This window comes from Streptomyces alboniger, assembly GCF_008704395.1.
Taxonomy (GTDB): domain Bacteria; phylum Actinomycetota; class Actinomycetes; order Streptomycetales; family Streptomycetaceae; genus Streptomyces; species Streptomyces alboniger.
This window is the reverse complement of record NZ_CP023695.1, coordinates 1,630,446-1,646,209: the sequence shown is the minus strand read 5'-3', so window position 1 is coordinate 1,646,209 and position 15,764 is coordinate 1,630,446. Positions and strand designations below refer to the sequence as shown.

Annotated in this window: 14 protein-coding genes; 9 read left to right on the top strand and 5 right to left on the bottom strand. The window is 71.7% G+C overall.

The window, feature by feature from the left end:
• Positions 1–97 precede the first annotated feature (97 nt).
• The 9 genes from CP975_RS07135 to CP975_RS07095 all read left to right on the top strand — a co-directional run bounded on the left by CP975_RS07135 (position 98) and on the right by CP975_RS07095 (position 10,440).
• The gene (locus CP975_RS07135) at positions 98–964 is read left to right on the top strand and encodes an amino acid ABC transporter permease (protein WP_150476680.1); all 867 of its coding nucleotides are present in this window, start codon (positions 98–100) and stop codon (positions 962–964) included.
• A 37-nt stretch (positions 965–1,001) separates the two neighbouring features.
• Entirely contained in the window at positions 1,002–2,795 is a 1,794-nt protein-coding gene (locus CP975_RS07130) for an FAD/NAD(P)-binding protein (RefSeq protein ID WP_055528277.1), read from the top strand.
• Positions 2,792–3,553, top strand: a complete 762-nt coding sequence (locus CP975_RS07125; RefSeq protein ID WP_055528275.1) for an amino acid ABC transporter ATP-binding protein — start codon at positions 2,792–2,794, stop codon at positions 3,551–3,553. The genes CP975_RS07130 and CP975_RS07125 overlap by 4 nt, the downstream gene beginning before the upstream one ends.
• An 85-nt stretch (positions 3,554–3,638) precedes the next feature.
• Positions 3,639–4,739: an LLM class flavin-dependent oxidoreductase gene (locus CP975_RS07120; RefSeq protein WP_055528273.1), complete on the top strand. Its 1,101-nt coding sequence runs from the start codon at positions 3,639–3,641 to the stop codon at positions 4,737–4,739.
• Positions 4,736–6,046: an NtaA/DmoA family FMN-dependent monooxygenase gene (locus tag CP975_RS07115; protein WP_055528272.1), complete on the top strand. Its 1,311-nt coding sequence runs from the start codon at positions 4,736–4,738 to the stop codon at positions 6,044–6,046. The genes CP975_RS07120 and CP975_RS07115 overlap by 4 nt, the downstream gene beginning before the upstream one ends.
• A gap of 5 nt (positions 6,047–6,051) precedes the next feature.
• On the top strand, positions 6,052–6,864 hold the full coding sequence (locus CP975_RS07110) for a DUF1684 domain-containing protein (RefSeq protein WP_055528271.1): 813 nt from the start codon (positions 6,052–6,054) through the stop codon (positions 6,862–6,864).
• Positions 6,865–7,123: 259 nt separating this feature from the next.
• Positions 7,124–8,029, top strand: coding sequence for a S1 family peptidase (locus CP975_RS07105; protein WP_055528269.1), 906 nt, complete (start codon positions 7,124–7,126; stop codon positions 8,027–8,029).
• A 181-nt stretch (positions 8,030–8,210) separates the two neighbouring features.
• The gene (locus tag CP975_RS07100) at positions 8,211–9,059 is read left to right on the top strand and encodes a slipin family protein (protein ID WP_055528268.1); all 849 of its coding nucleotides are present in this window, start codon (positions 8,211–8,213) and stop codon (positions 9,057–9,059) included.
• Positions 9,060–9,357: 298 nt separating this feature from the next.
• Positions 9,358–10,440: a S1 family peptidase gene (locus CP975_RS07095; protein WP_055528267.1), complete on the top strand. Its 1,083-nt coding sequence runs from the start codon at positions 9,358–9,360 to the stop codon at positions 10,438–10,440.
• 79 nt (positions 10,441–10,519) lie between these two features.
• On the opposite strand, the gene CP975_RS07090 is transcribed toward CP975_RS07095, so the two are convergent.
• The 5 genes from CP975_RS07090 to CP975_RS07065 form a co-directional block, all read right to left on the bottom strand.
• Positions 10,520–11,557, bottom strand: a complete 1,038-nt coding sequence (locus CP975_RS07090) for a hypothetical protein (RefSeq protein WP_055528265.1) — start codon at positions 11,555–11,557, stop codon at positions 10,520–10,522.
• 132 nt (positions 11,558–11,689) lie between these two features.
• The gene (locus tag CP975_RS07085) at positions 11,690–12,553 is read right to left on the bottom strand and encodes a PhzF family phenazine biosynthesis protein (RefSeq protein WP_055528264.1); all 864 of its coding nucleotides are present in this window, start codon (positions 12,551–12,553) and stop codon (positions 11,690–11,692) included.
• Positions 12,554–12,560: 7 nt separating this feature from the next.
• Positions 12,561–13,442, bottom strand: a complete 882-nt coding sequence (locus CP975_RS07080) for a phytanoyl-CoA dioxygenase family protein (RefSeq protein ID WP_055528263.1) — start codon at positions 13,440–13,442, stop codon at positions 12,561–12,563.
• Positions 13,443–13,552: 110 nt separating this feature from the next.
• Complete coding sequence (gene aroA, locus CP975_RS07070) at positions 13,553–14,944, bottom strand: 3-phosphoshikimate 1-carboxyvinyltransferase (protein WP_150476678.1); 1,392 nt, start codon at positions 14,942–14,944, stop codon at positions 13,553–13,555.
• A gap of 50 nt (positions 14,945–14,994) precedes the next feature.
• Positions 14,995–15,744: an iron-containing redox enzyme family protein gene (locus CP975_RS07065; RefSeq protein WP_055533503.1), complete on the bottom strand. Its 750-nt coding sequence runs from the start codon at positions 15,742–15,744 to the stop codon at positions 14,995–14,997.
• Between the last annotated feature and the right edge of the window lie 20 nt (positions 15,745–15,764).

Here is a 15,764-nt window from a genome sequence, read left to right as displayed (position 1 = left end):
GACGCCCCGTAATCTCGAACGCGGATCGTGCTGAGGGGCTCAGTCCATGTGAAGGCGTCACCCGTGTCCGGTCTTCTGTATCCACGGAGCCTTCCGCATGTCTTCCGACATCCTCGCCAAAGTCGCGACCGCCCCTCCTCCCGAAGACCCCGCGACGGCCCCCGCCGCGCCGCGCATCGTGCCCCGGCCCCGCGCGGGGCAGTGGACGGCCGCCGTGCTCGTCCTGGCGCTGCTCGCCTTCGCCGCCCAGTCCGTCGTACGCAACGACGCGTTCCAATGGGACGTCGTCGCCGACTACTTCACCACCGCGTCCGTGCTGCGGGGCCTGTGGCTCACGCTCTGGCTGACCACCGTCGTCATGGTGCTCGGCTTCGCGCTCGGCACGCTTCTGGCCATGGGTAGACTGTCCGCCAACCCCGTACTGCGGGCGGTGAGTTGGGGCTATGTCTGGTTCTTCAGGTCGATGCCCATCCTGGTGCAGCTGCTCTTCTGGTTCAACATCGGGGCGCTGTATCCGCAGGTGTTCGGCGTCCGGACGGTGAACCTCCTCGGGCCCGTGACCATCGCCGTCATCGGGCTCACCCTGCACGAGGCCGCCTACGCCGCCGAAGTGGTGCGCGGCGGCATCCTCTCCGTCGGCCGCGGGCAGACCGAGGCCGCGCAGGCGCTCGGACTCGGGCGGTGGCGCCGCCTGCGGCGGATCGTCCTGCCGCAGGCCATGCGGTCCATCGTGCCGCCCGCCGGGAACATGCTGATCGGCACGCTCAAAGGCACCTCGATCGTCAGCGTCATCGCGGTGCAGGACCTGCTCTACTCCGTGCAGCTCGTCTACCACCGCACCTACCAGGTCATCCCACTGCTCATGGTCGCCACCATCTGGTACGTCGTGGTCACCTCGGTGCTCGGCGTCGGGCAGCACTACGTGGAGCGGCACTACGCGCGCGGCTCGGAGCGCGCGCGATGAGCGGGCTCCGCGGGGCCGTGCGGCCGGGGCGTGCGCGATGAGTGGTGCGGCCGGGGCGTGTGAGACGAGTGCGGCCGGGGCGGCGCGGCGCCCGGCGCTGGTGATCGTCGGCGCGGGTCCTCGCGGCACCGGGATCCTGGAGCGCATCGCGGCCAACGCGCCCGAGCTGTGGGGCGGTTCACCGCTCGACATCCATCTCGTCGACCCGTACCCGCCGGGCGGCGGCCGCATCTGGCGGCGGGACCAGTCGCCGCTGCTGTGGATGAACTCGCAGGCCCAGGACGTCACGATGTTCACCGACGAGACGGTGGAGGTGGCCGGGCCGGTCCTACCCGGGCCCACGCTGCACGAGTGGGCCGGACGCGACGGCCGGGACTTCGCCGGCCGCCGCGAACAGAGCGGATATCTGCGCTGGGTGTACGAGAAGGCCGTGGCCGCCCTGCCGCCCGGCGCCGTCGTCCACCATCACCGCCGCAGGGCGCTGCGCGTCACCGGCGCCCCCGACACCCGCCAGGAGGTGTGGCTGGAGGGCGCCGAGACACCGCTCGCCGCCGACCTGGTCGTCCTGGCCCAAGGGCACCTGGACGCCGAACCCGACGACAGCGAGGCCGCTCTGGCCGCGTACGCCGAGTCGAACCGGCTCGTGTACCTGCCGCCCGACTTCACCGCCGACAGCGATCTGTCACGGCTCGCGCCCGGCGAAACGGTCCTCGTGCGCGGCTTCGGGCTCGCCTTCGTCGACCTGATGGTGCTGCTCACCGAAGGGCGCGGCGGGCGGTACGAGGGGGAGCGCTACCTACCCTCGGGAAAGGAGCCCGTGCTGTACGTCGGCTCGCGGCGCGGCGTCCCGTACCACTCCAAGATCGGCTACGACTGGACGGGCGAACGGCCGCCGCTCCCACGCTACTTGGGCGCCGCAGAGGTTGACGAACTCCTCGCGAGGCCCGGCGGCATCGACTTCCGGCGGGACGTGTGGCCGCTCATCGACAAGGAACTGGGCTTCGCCCACTACCACCGCCTCTTCACCGCGCACCCCGACCGCACCCGGGTCTCCTGGACGGACTTCGACGAGAAGTACGAGGCCTGCGCGCCCGGCAGCCCCGAGCTCGACGCCCTCGTCACCTCCGCCGTGCCCGACCCCGCCGACCGGCTCGACCTCGCCGCGCTCGACCGCCCCCTGGCCGGGGTGCGCCACACCTCGCACGACGCGCTCCAGGAAGCCCTGCGCGCCCACATCGCCGCCGACCTCGCCCGCCGGCACGACCCGGAGCACAGCCCCGACCACGCCGTCTTCCTCGGACTCCTCTCCGTCTACGGGCAGTTGACCCGGCTCGGCGACACGGGGACGTGGTGGCACGGCTTCTTCAGCCTCCTCGCGTCCGGGCCGCCGGGACCCCGGCTGCGGCAGCTGCTCGCCCTCTCGCGCGCGGGAGTCGTGCGGTTCCTCGGCGCCGACGTCCAAGTGACCGCCGAAGCAGGGGTGTTCCGCGCACACAGCCCCACCCTGCCGGGGCAGGTCACCGAGGCCCGCGCCCTCGTCGAGGCACGGCTTCCGCAGCCCACCCTCGCCCGCACCCGCGACCCGCTGCTGAGCGCCCTGCACGCCGAGGGCGCCGCCTCCACCGAGACGGGGCTGCTCGCCGTCGACCCCGCCGACGGGCGCGTGCTCGACCGCACCGGCGTGGCGCACCCGCGCCGGTTCGCGCTCGGTCCGCACACCAACGCACGCGGTGCCGGGGCGTTCACCCGGCCCCGCACCAACAGCCCCACCTTCCGCCAGAACGACGCCACCGCGCGTGCCGTACTCGACTTCCTGGGAGCCGCACGATGAACGCCATGGTCGAAGTCCACTCCGTACGCAAGTCCTTCGGCCTCCTGGAAGTCCTCAAGGGCGTCGACCTGACGGTCCGGGCCGGGGAGGTGACCGTCGTCCTCGGTCCCTCCGGATCCGGCAAGTCCACGCTCCTGCGCACCATCAACCACCTGGAGAAGGCCGACGCGGGCTGGGTGAGCGTCGACGGATCGCTCATCGGCTACCGGCGCTCGGGCGACAAGCTGTACGAGCTGCCCGAACGCGACGTGCTCAGACAACGCACCCGGATCGGCTTCGTCTTCCAGGACTTCCGCCTCTTCCCGCACCTGACCGTCCTGGAGAACGTCGTCGAGGCCCCGGTCTTCGCCCTCAAGCGCCCCCGCGAGGCGGCCGCCGCACGTGCCGAGACCCTGCTCGCCCGGGTCGGCCTCGCCGACAAGGCGGGCGCCTACCCTCAGCAGCTCTCCGGCGGACAGCAGCAGCGCGTGGCCATCGCCCGCGCGCTCGCCCTGGAGCCGAAGCTGCTCCTCTTCGACGAGCCGACCTCCGCGCTCGACCCGGAACTCGTCGGCGAAGTCCTCGACGTCATCAGGGACGTGGCCGCCCGGGGCACCACGATGATCGTCGTCACCCACGAGATCGGCTTCGCCCGCGAGGTCGCCGACACCGTCGTCTTCATGGATGACGGGCGCGTGGTCGAGCAGGGCCGCCCGGGGGACGTCCTGGACGCCCCGCGGCACGAACGTACGCGCGCGTTCCTCTCCAAAGTCCTCTGAAGCCCTCGGCCCTCCGAGGGCTACTCCTCTCCGAGGTCCTCCGAGGCCCGCTCCTCAAGCCCCCGAAGAAAGGCTCCTGTACCCGATGACCCCACCTACCGGCCGTGGCCCTCTCCACCTCGCCGCCGCCATCGACCTGCCCGAGGTCCACGAAGCCGCCCCCTACGCCGAGTTGGCCCTGCTGGCCGAGCGCGGGGCGCTGGACTTCGTGACGCTCGGGGACTCCTTCGCGCGGCCCGGACCCGACGCGCTCGCCGTGGCCGCCGGGATCGCGCCCCGCACCGGCCGCGTCGGCCTCGTCCCGACCGTCACGACCACGCACACCGAGCCGTTCCACGTGCAGGCCGCCGTGGCCACCCTCGACTGGGTCAGCCGGGGCCGGGCAGGCTGGCTCGTCGACGTGTCGGCCACCGAGGCCGAGGCCCGCCTCTTCGGGCGGCGCCCCGCGGCGCCCCGCGAGGAGCTGTGGCGCGAGGCCGGTGACGTCGCCGACGCCGCGACCCGGCTCTGGGACAGCTGGGAGGACGACGCGGAGATACGGGACGTGGCGACCGGCCGCTTCATCGACCGGGACAAGCTGCACCACGTCGACTTCGAGGGGAGCACCTTCTCGGTGCGCGGCCCCTCCATCGTGCCGCGGCCGCCGCAGGGCCACCCCGTGCGGGTCGTCGACGCCACGGCCCCGCCCGCCCGTGAGACCGCCGCCCGGCATGCGGACGTCGCCCTGGTGCGCGCCGCCTCCGCCCTCCAGGCCGACGCCGCGCGGGCGGAACTGCGGGGCCTCGCGGCCCGGTCCGGGCGTGACCCGGACGCGCTGCGGGTGTTCGCCGCGCTCGTCGTCGACCTCGGGGGCGGCGAGTGCGCCGCGGAGCCGGGACACGGGGGAGGGCCGCTGCCCACCGCCCAGGGGCCCGCCTACCGGGGCGGGCCCGTCGATCTGGCCGAGCTGATCGCCGGCTGGCACCGCGCTGGAGCCGTCGACGGCTTCCATCTGACACCCCTCGAACCGCGCCGCGACCTGGAGCGGCTCGTCAACGGAACCGTCGCCCTGCTCCAGCACCGCGGCCTGTTCCGCACCTTCTATCCGGGCAGCACGCTCCGGGAACACCTGGGGCTCGCCCGGCCCGCCAACCGTTACGCCCAGCTCGCGGGGAAGCCCGGATCGCTCGTGGGGGAGCCGTCATGACACAGCGGCCCGAGCGGCACAGGCAGATCCATCTCGCCGCCCACTTCCCGGGGGTCAACAGCACCACCGTCTGGTCCGACCCGAGGTCCGGCTCCCACATCGACTTCTCGTCCTTCGAGCATCTGGCCCGCACCGCCGAGCGCGGCCTGTTCGACTTCTTCTTCCTCGCCGAGGGGCTGCGGCCGCGCGAGCACAAGGGGCGGATCCACGACCTGGACGTCGTCGGGAGGCCCGAGTCGCTCACCGTCCTGAGCGCGCTCGCCGCCGTCACCGAGCGGCTCGGCCTGGCGGGCACCGTCAGCGCGACCTTCAACGAGCCCTTCGAACTGGCCCGCAGGTTCGCCGCGCTCGACCACCTCAGCGGGGGCCGCGCCGCCTGGAACGTCGTCACCACCTCGGACGCCTTCACGGGCGAGAACTTCCGGCGCGGCGGCTACCTCGACAGAGCGGACCGGTACACCAGGGCCGCCGAGTTCCTGGCGACGGCGCGCGAGCTGTGGGACTCCTGGACGCCACAAGGCCGGCCGCGGCCCTTCGCGCACCACGGGGAGCACTTCCGGATCGAGGGCGAGTTCACCTCCCCGCGTTCCCCGCAGGGGCACCCCGTCGTGATCCAGGCCGGGGACTCGTCCGAGGGGCGGGAGTTCGCCGCGTCGGCCGCCGACGTGATCTTCACCAGGCACGGCACCCTGGAGGCGGGCCGCGCCTTCTACGCCGATGTGAAGGGGCGGCTCGCGGCGTACGGACGGCACGCCGACGAGCTGAAGATCATGCCCGGAGTCACCTGGGTACTCGGCGACACCGCCGCCGAGGCGCAGGAGAAGGCCGCCGAGATCCGCCGCGAGCAGGTCTCCCCGCAGAACGCGATCCTCGCCCTGGAGCAGGTCTGGGGCGTGGACCTCTCCTCGTACGACCCGGACGGCCCGCTGCCCGCCATCGACCCGGAGCCGGCGTCCGAGCTGGCCCAGGGGCGCGTGAAGATCACCGACCCGTTCGCGGTGGCCGCGAAGTGGCGGGCCCTGTCCGAGGCCAAGGGGCTCTCCATCCGCCAGACCGTCATCGAGACCACCGCCCGCCAGTCCTTCATCGGCACCCCCGCCTCGGTCGCCGAGCAGATGGCGGAGTTCGTAGGCGCGGACGCCGCAGACGGCTTCATCCTCGTCCCGCACCTCACCCCCGGCGGTCTCGACGACTTCGTCGGGAAGGTGGTGCCCCTGCTCCAGGAGCGCGGCGCTTACCGCACGGAATACCGGGGCGCGACGCTGCGCTCCCACCTCGGGCTGCGCGAGCCCGTATGGAAGGGTTGATCACCATGAGCACCGAGAACGCCGCGACCCCGGACGCGGACGCCGTACGGGACTGGCGGCATTGGCACGAGCAGCGCACGGAGACGGTCTCGGCCCCCTACGGGCCGCTCTCCCTCACCGGCACGCACTGGCTCGCGGATCATCCGGATGGTTCAATTCCGGACATCCCCGGGCGGTGGGCCGAGACTCCCGACGGGGTCGTCCTGACCGCCCGCGCCGAGGACGGCCTCACCGTCGACGGACAGCCCCTGACCGGCGAGGTCCTGCTGGGTGCCGACAGCGGCCCGGTCGCCGCGGCCCGTGTCCGGCACGGGGAGCGCAGGCTCGTCGTCATCCACCGCGAAGGTCTCTGGGCGGTACGCGACTTCGACCCGGACGCCGACGCGCGCCGCGCCTTCAAGGGCATCGACGCCACCGCGTACGACGCGCGCTGGGCCGTGCCCGGCCGCTTCACCCCCTACGGCGAGAGCCGCACCGTCAGGGTGGGCAACGCCGACGGCAAGGAGCGCGGCCTCGGCCTCGGCGGTGAGCTCTCCTTCCGCCTCGGGGGAGTCGAGCACACCCTCCAGGTGAGCGTCGAGGGCGACGGCTCGCTCTGGGCCGTGTTCGCGGACGCCACCAGCGGAATCTCCAGCTACCACTTCCGTTTCCTGCGCCCCACCGCCCCCGATGCCGAAGGGCGCACCACGGTCGACTTCAACCGGGCGCTGCTCCCTCCGTGCGCCTTCGCCGACCACTTCATCTGCCCCTTCCCGCCGCCGGGCAACACCCTGGTCACCGAGGTCGCGGCGGGGGAGCGGAACCTCCTCGACGGCTGAGCCGGTACCGGGGGAAGCCGGCGGGAGCCTGGGAACACCGGGGAACACCGGGGAACACCGGGGAACACCGGGGAAAGAGGATATGTCGACCGGTCGTCGGCCGAAAGGCGCCCTTGTGCGGCCGGTCCTCGCCCCCCAATACTCCCGAGCAGCGCTTGTCAGGGGCACGGCGTATCCGGAATCAGGGCCTGCTCTTTGGCTGCGCCTCACGGGTCCTCAACCCACACGGACCCACTGACTTCCCTCGGGAGGGAACAACGTGAGGATCAAGCGCACCATCCCCCACACCGGCATAGCGAGACGTACCCGCCTGCTCGCCGTGGCCACCGGGCTCGTCGCCGTCGGAGCGCTCGCCGTGCCCGCGGCCAACGCGCACGACGGCACGACGACCTTCAGCGCGTCCCAGTTGGAGCAGGCGGGCGACGCCGTGCTCGACGCCGACGTCGCGGGCACCGCCTGGGGCGTCGACCCGAAGACCAAGCGAGTCGTCGTCACCGCCGACAGCACGGTCTCCAAGGCCGAGATCGCCAAGCTGAAGGCGGCCGCCGGATCCAACGCGGACGCCCTGAAGATCGAGCGCACCCCGGGCAAGTTCCAGAAGTACATCTCGGGCGGCGACGCCATCTACGCGAGCAGCTGGCGCTGTTCGCTCGGCTTCAACGTGCGCAACAGCGCGGGCGCCTACTACTTCCTGACCGCCGGTCACTGCACCGACGGTGCCACGACCTGGTGGGCCAACTCCGCGAAGACCACCGTCCTCGGCACCACGTCGGGCTCCAGCTTCCCGACGAACGACTACGGGATCGTGCGCTACACGAACACCTCGATCACCAAGTCCGGCACCGTGGGCAGCCAGGACATCACGCGCGCCGCCGACCCCACGGTCGGGCAGAGCGTCACCCGGCGCGGCTCCACCACCGGCACGCACAGCGGCCGGGTCACCGCGCTGAACCAGACCGTCAACTACGGCGGCGGCGACGTCGTCTACGGCATGATCAAGACGACGGTCTGCGCCGAGCCCGGCGACAGCGGCGGCCCGCTCTACTCGGGTTCCACGGCCCTCGGTCTGACCTCCGGCGGCAGCGGCAACTGCTCCTCCGGCGGCACCACGTTCTTCCAGCCGGTCACGGAGGCGCTGCGCGCGTACAACGTCAGCGTCTACTGAGACCGCGCACGCACGCTCGCAGGTGAACCGCTGACCGACAACAGGATGAGCCCCCGCCCGGCTTCCGGGCGGGGGCTCGCCCGTCCCCGGCCCGCCGTCGGAGGGCTCGCCCTCTCCCGGGAGGCGGGCTACCTTCGAAGGGGACGACCGACACGCCCACTTCGGACCCTGGGGGGCCGGCATGGTCGAGGAGCTGGTGGCGGCGGGATCGGCCGCGGGGGCTGTCGCGGTGGTCTACGTACTGGCGGCGGCGCGCGTCGTCAAGCAGTACGAGCGGGGCGTGGTGCTGCGGCTCGGGAAGCTCCAGCACACGGTGCGCGGGCCGGGGCTCACCTTGATCGTGCCGCTCGTGGACCGGCTCCGTAAGGTCAACATGCAGATCGTGACGATGCCGGTGCCCGCGCAGGACGGCATCACGCGCGACAACGTCACGGTGCGGGTGGACGCGGTCATCTACTTCAAGGTGGTGGACGCCGCCGAGGCCGTCGTGCAGGTGGAGGACTACCGCTTCGCGGTCTCGCAGATGGCGCAGACCTCGCTGCGCTCGATCATCGGCAAGAGCGACCTGGACGACCTGCTGTCCAACCGCGAAAAGCTGAACCAGGGCCTTGAGTTGATGATCGACAGCCCGGCCATCGGGTGGGGCGTGCAGATCGACCGCGTCGAGATCAAGGACGTATCCCTGCCCGAGACCATGAAGCGGTCCATGGCCCGGCAGGCCGAGGCCGACCGCGAGCGGCGGGCCCGCGTCATCAACGCCGACGCCGAGTTGCAGGCCTCCAAGAAGCTCGCCGAGGCCGCCCACGAGATGGCGGAGGAGCCGGCCGCGCTCCAACTGCGCCTGTTGCAGACCGTGGTGGCCGTCGCCGCCGAGAAGAACTCCACCCTCGTCCTGCCCTTCCCGGTGGAGCTGCTCCGCTTCCTTGAGCGGGCTCAACAGGCCCTTCCGCAACCGCAGTCACCTCCACAACAGCAGTCACCTGCGCCCCGGTCGGGCCCCTCCGAAGGGGCGAGAACCGGACAGGACTAGTCCTCACAGGCTGACTACCCTTCCCTCGCACACGGTGTTTGCAACGGAAACGACGTGGTGCGATGGGGTCGTGTGAGGGCTGAAGGGCGCACTGCCGTTTTCGCGTGCGCGTCCTGAAGTTGACCTTGTGTGCGACCGCAGGGCGTCGGGATAGTGGACGAAGTAACTTGGCATGGACGCGGCTACAGAGCGCGGCAACGCCGCTGTTCCGGCGTGGTCAATCCGTGTCGCGTCCGCCTATCGATCCGTCAGGACCCCACACCGGACGGGTCGTTCCCCCCACAGGAGGTCGTGAGTTTTGAAGCACCGACGCATACCCAAGCGGCGTGCCGCCGTGGCAGGCGCGGGCATCACCGCGCTGGTCGCCGCGGGCATCACCTTCCAGACCGCGAACGCGAGCGAGAACTCGCCCGAACCCACACCGGCCACCCTCTCGGTGGCCAAGGCCGGAAAGCTCGCTTCGTCCCTGGGCAAGGACCTGGGCGCGGACGCCGCGGGCACGTACTACGACGCCAAGGCCAAGAACCTCGTCGTGAACGTGCTGAACAAGAGCGCGGCGGACGCCGTCGAGTCCGCGGGCGGCAAGGCCAGAATCGTCGAGAACTCCCTGGCGGAACTGAAGAGCGCCCGCGCCACGCTCGACGACAAGGCGGCCGTGCCCGGCACTTCCTGGGCGATGGACCCGGCCACCAACAAGGTCGTCGTCACGGCGGACCGCACGGTCAAGGGCGCCGCGCTGGACAAGGTCGCCTCGATCGTGAAGAGCCTCGGCGGCAAGGCCGAACTCAAGCGCAGCAAGGGCGAGTACAAGGCGTTCATCGCCGGTGGCGACGCGATCTGGGGCGGCGGCTCGCGCTGCTCGCTCGGCTTCAACGTCGTCAAGGGCGGTGAGCCGCACTTCCTGACGGCGGGCCACTGCGGCAACGCCGTCAAGAGCTGGTCCGACTCGCAGGGCGGCCAGGAGATCGGCACCACGCAGGAGTCCAGCTTCCCGGGCAACGACTACGCCCTCGTGAAGTACACGGCCGACACCCCGCACCCGAGCGAGGTGAACCTCTACAACGGCAGCAGCCAGGCGATCAGCAAGGCCGGGGAGGCCACGGTGGGGCAGAAGGTGCAGCGCAGCGGCAGCACCACCCAGCTGCACGACGGCGAGGTCACCGCGCTGGGCGCCACGGTGAACTACCAGGAGGGCCAGGTCGACGGTCTGATCCAGACCACGGTCTGCGCGGAGCCCGGCGACAGCGGCGGCGCGCTCTTCGCCGGCGACACCGCGCTGGGCCTCACCTCGGGCGGCAGCGGCGACTGCTCCTCCGGGGGTGAGACCTTCTTCCAGCCGGTGCCGGAGGCGTTGAGCGCCTACGGCGCGGAAATCGGCTGAGCCCGTACGGCTGAGACGGTACGAGGGTCATGGCCCCGCCCCGCTTCTGGAACGCGCCAGAGGCGGGGGCGGGGCTCCTTCACGGCTTGCCGTACCCCGTGCCGCTGAGGTCGATCGAGCCGCTGACCGGTCTGCGCCGGGCGGACAGGGCGAGGGTCACGACGACGCCGACGAGTGCCCAGGCCGAGAGGACGAGGAGCGGTCCGGTGATCGCGTTCCCCTCGAAGTACGCGATGGAGCGAGCCGTCCAGGTGCCCGCGCCCGGTTGCAGCCAGGGTCCGATCGCCTTCCAGAAGGGGGGCAGCATCGGCAGCGGGAAGGCGCCGCCCGCGCTCGGATTGCCCCCGATCACCACGATGAGGACGGCCAGGCCGATGCCCACGATGCCGGTGAGCGCCTGGAGGGCGAGCGTGATCGCGCCGACCCCGAAGACGATCAGGGCGCCGAGGCCCCACAGGCCAAGAACGCTGCCGGGCAGGGCGCCGAGGATCGGCCCGATGATGACCGCGCCGCCGAGTCCGCCGACGATCGAGTAGAGCGCCATGGTGCCGAGCCTGACGATCGCGCGCGGCACGTTGGCGGCCCGGGAGCCCGCGCTGATCGCGAGGATCGACGCGCACAGATAGCCGCCGACGCACCAGCCGACGACGAGGTAGAAGGACGAGAGTCCGTTGAAGTCCTGGTCCGAGGCCGCGGCCACGTCCACGGTCTTGACCTCGCGCTTCTCGGCCGCGTCGGCCTCGGTGACGAGTGTGGTCAGGGTTCTGGAGAGCGCGGTGCCGCCGCCGGAGGCGACCAGGAGGGTGTCGGTCGTGCCGCGCGGGTCGACGATCAGGGCGCCGTCGATGTCCCGGTTGATGATCTGGTGGCGGGCCGCGGCCTCGTCCTTGAGGACGCGGGTGTCCAGCGGCTCGCCGGGGAGCTTCTCCAGCTTGTCGGCGGTCTCCTTCGCGGCGGGGCCCGGGGCGACCACCGCGAAGGCCACGTCCTTCGGTTTAGGGTTGTGCAGCGCGCCCACGTAGGAGGCGATGAACAGCAGTTGCAGGGCGAGTACGCCGATGACGAGCAGGGCTGCTCGCGGGGTGACGGCGCTCTTCAATTCGTCGGCGAACCTCATGCCCCCAACGGTCCGGGGCGCGGGTCGTTCCCGCAGGTGGGATGGGCCGAACGGACGACGTCAGGGGCACCGGGGAGTGGCGCTCGCACACGTGTCGTACATGCGTTCGCACCGCTCGTCGACCTCCGGCGGTCAGCCGGTGGGCCGGTCCGCCTCCGTCAGGAGCCGTGCGCTGCCGCCGAGTTCTACGCGGTGGTCCGGTCCCGCCGTGGCGGTGATGGTGGCGGGGCTGCCGAGGGCGTCGCCCATGTCGACGGCGATCCGGTGGACGCCGCGGTCGGCCAGGTGGGCGGCGAGACAGGCCGTGCTGTTGGCGTTGGCGATGTCCTCGGGGACGCCGATCGAGGGGGCGAACATCCGGGCCGCGAGCGCGCCCTCGGGCGAGGGCGCCGAATGGACGTACGCGCCGAGCAGGCCGAACCGGTCGCAGGCCGCCCTGAGCCGGTCCAGGTCCGGGCGGAGCGCGGCGAGCGCGGCCCAGCTGGGGACCGGCACCAGGACGCGTTCGCGGCCCACGCCGGCGATCCGGACGTCAGGACCGACGTCGTCCGGTGCCAGGCCGAGCGCCGGCAGGACCAGGTCGCGTTCCTCGGCGGTGGGCTCGCGCAGGTCGACGGGGCCCGGGTCGAAGGCGGCGGTGATCCGGTCGCCGTCGCGCTCGGCCCGGCCGGCGAAGACGCGCCCCCCGGCGCGCAGGGTGGCCCGATAGGGCCGGTCGCCGCCGTGCCGCGCCGCGAGCAGGGCGAGGGCGGCGACGGTACCGTGCCCGCAGGCCGGCAGTTCCCCTTCCGCGGTGAAGAAGCGCAGCTCGGTCGTGTCGCCGTCCTGGCGTACGTACACCGCGTGCGAGGTGCCCTGTTCGACCGGGATCCGGCGCCGCTCGTCGTCCCCGAGACGCGGGCCGGCCGTGTCGTCCTCCAGGACCACGGCCGTGGGGCTGCCGCCCGCGCCGCCCCGCAGGCAGGCGCGGACGACCGTCACGTTCGGCGTCCTCATGGGGCTGTCACTTCGCCTCCTCGAGCGTGGCGTACCCGGTGGCCGCCGCGGTCTCCGTGGTGTGGGTGCCTTCCTGGAGCTGGAAGAGCGAGCCGAAGGGGCGCTCCGCGAGCGGGAGTCGCCACGCACCGGCCTCCACGCGGGCCGTGTCCGACACGCTACCGCGCAGCAGGGTCACCCCTGCCTCGTTGTGGCCGGCGTGCGGCCCGAAGTGGATCGGGTAGGCGTCGGCCGCCCGGTAGGCCGGCAGGAAGGCGCGGCGGTACCGGTCGGAGTGGTTCGGGGAGGAGTAGTGCAGCAGCAGGCAGTGGATGAAGACCACGCTGCCGGCGGGCGCCTCGATCGGCACGGCGAGCGCCGGGTCGGGGGCGTCGGCGCCCGCCACCTTGCCGCGGAAGTATCCGTCGACGTAGTGGTCGGCGAGTCCGCGCTTGTGGGAGCCGGGGACGGCCTGGAGGGCGGAGTTCTCGGTGGTGGTGTCGTCGAGGTAGATCAGGGCCGTCACCAGGTCGGTGTTGGTGTGCGGGTAGTAGGCGAAGTCCTGGTGCCAGTCCACGACGCTGCCGACCTGCGGGGCCTTGAGGTGGAGCTTGCTGTAGTGGAACAGGATGTCGGGGCCGATGAGCGCCTCGACGTGGTCGAGCAGCCGGGGGTGGGCGGCGGCCCGCTCGAACGCGGAGTGCTGCTTGGTGGGCGACCAGATCCGGCGGGCCATGCCCTTGTCACCCGGCTCCACTTCGGCGACGGAGCCGATGTCGGGGACGTCCAGGATCTCCGTGATGGCTGTGTTGAGCTCGGCGACCTCGCTCGGGTCGAAGAGACGCTCGGCGACCGCGAAGCCGTTCTCGCGGTATTCCTTGACGAGCGCGGCCGTGTCGGGTGCGGACATCCGGGGGGTTCCTCTCTGGTGGGCGCTCTGGTGGGCGGCGGCGGTGGGGCGGGGCGCGGGCCGTGCGGGGGGCGCCGGTCGGCGAGGGCCGACCGGCGCCCCACGACGGCTCAGGCGCCGCCGACCGGCACCGCGGCCGGGGCCCGGCGCGGGCCGGGCGGGGCGGGGTCGGCGTCCGGCCCGTCGACGGCCGAGGTGACGACGTCCGCCTTGGCGAACTCCTCGAAGAACGCGGGGAAGGAGAGCCGGACCTCCTCGAAGCCGGAGTAGAGGTTGGCGGACTCCATGCGCAGACCGGCCACGAACAGCGACATGAAGATGCGGTGGTCGCCCCAGTGCGAGAACTCCACGCCGCCCGGGTACGTGGACCTGCCGCGCACCTCGAAGCCGTCGCAGACCCCGCGCTCGTACCGCGGCCGGATGTCCACGCCCGCCTTGGACAGTTCGCCGACCATGGCCTCGATGCGGGAGGCCTTGTGGAAGTGCGTCACCCGCGCCCCGGTGACCCGGAGGGTGCCGTCGACGTAGGCGCCGAGGGCGGCGAGGGTGGGCACGATGTTGGGGCAGTCGGTGGCGTCGATGTGGAAGTCGCCGCGCATGCTGTCCGGCGGGGTGTCGACGGTCAGGGTGTCGGCCCCGCGGTCGAACGCGGTGCGCACGCCGAGCCGCTCCAGGATCGGCACGATCGCCGACTCGCCCTGGGTGCTGGTGCCGTGGACGCCGGTGAAGACCTTACGGCCCGGGTAGAGCGCGGCGGCGGCGAGCAGGTACGAGGCGGAGGTGTAGTCCTCGTGGACGGCGACGTCCTGGGACCGGTAGAGCGAGGGCTCCACGCGGTAGCGCCGGTGGTCGTCGGAGACGGTGACGTCGATGCCCGCCTGTCGCAGGGTGTGCAGGGTCTGCTCGATGTACGACATCGAGTGGACCCGGCCCGCCACCTCGATCTCCACCGGGCGTTCGGCGAACGGGGCGGCGAACAGGATGGCGGTGATGAACTGAGAGCTGACGTCGCCGGGCAGCCGGCAGACACCGCCTGCGAGGCGCCCGCCCCAGTTGACGACGGGTGCGTTGCCCTCGCGGCAGATGGACTCGATGTCCGCGCCGAGGTCGCGCAGGGCGTCCAGGAGCGGGGACATGACCCGCTTGCACAGGGTCTCGTCGCCGGTCACGACGACCGGTGACGGCAGGACGGAGGCCAGCGCCGTCATCGTACGGAAGACGAGCCCGGAGCCGTCGGAGCGGATCACCGTCCGGCCGTCGTCCTTGAACTGCCCTCCGGTGCCGGTGATGTCGAGGTATCCCTCGTGCTCGACGATCTCGGCGCCCAGCGCGCGGCAGGCGCGCTTCATGGTCTCGGTCTCCTCGCAGCGGAGGTCGTTGGTGATCCGCGAGCGCCCCTCGGCCAGGGTGCTCGCCAGGATCGCCCGCTGTGTCTCCGGCTTCGAGGCGGGGACGCGGAACGTCCCCGTGAAGCTGTCGATCGGTTCAACCCGTAGGCGCATGAGGTCTCCGCGTGCTGGTCCTGTCGTCGGCGTGGCCCGGGACGAGTGGGTCACGCGGCGGTCGCCGCGTGCTTGGCGACGGTGTCCTCGTAGATCTCGCGGAAGAACATGGCGAGGATCTCCTGGACGTCGTCGATGTACTTGAACACCTTCTGGAAGTCCTCCTCGCTGAAGATCAGCTGGTGGAGGATGTCCCACATCTCCTGGGAGTGGTCTTCGGTGGTGTCGACGTGGAGGTGGGCGGCCTGGCCCTTGACGTTCTCCTTGCCGAGCCGCTCCTGGAGGTTCTGGACGATGGCCGGCTGGAGCTTGGCCTGGGTGTACTCGACCAGGTAGTTGGAGACGACCGGGGCGAGGGCCGACTCGTGCTCCAGGGCGAAGTAGAAGAAGCCCTCGAACAGGCGGGTGGAGAGGTACGGCTCGGTGGCGAGGATCTCCTCCTCGGTGATGCCGGCGGCCGCGGCGTCGCTGACGTACAGCCTGTCGTGGAGCATCTCGTCGGCCTGGTAGTGCGCGTAGTCCTTGGCCGCCTTGGGCGAGATCTGGGCGATCTTGTAGATGGCCTTGGACTGGCTGACCCGGGAGAGGCGGATCCGCCACACGTGCTCGATGAGGGTGCGGCGGTAGTACGCCTGGTGGAGCTCGGGGTCGGTCATGTGGGACGCGAAGGGGACGGTTTCCTTCCACTCCGCCATCTTCTTGTCCATGTAGCGGTCGAGCTCGGCCTTCTTCAGCCGGCTCTGCTCCTCGTTGTAGAACGGCTTCGGGTGAGTGATCCCGGTGTTCTGCACGCGGTTCATTGCGTTCTCCTTCAGGGGAG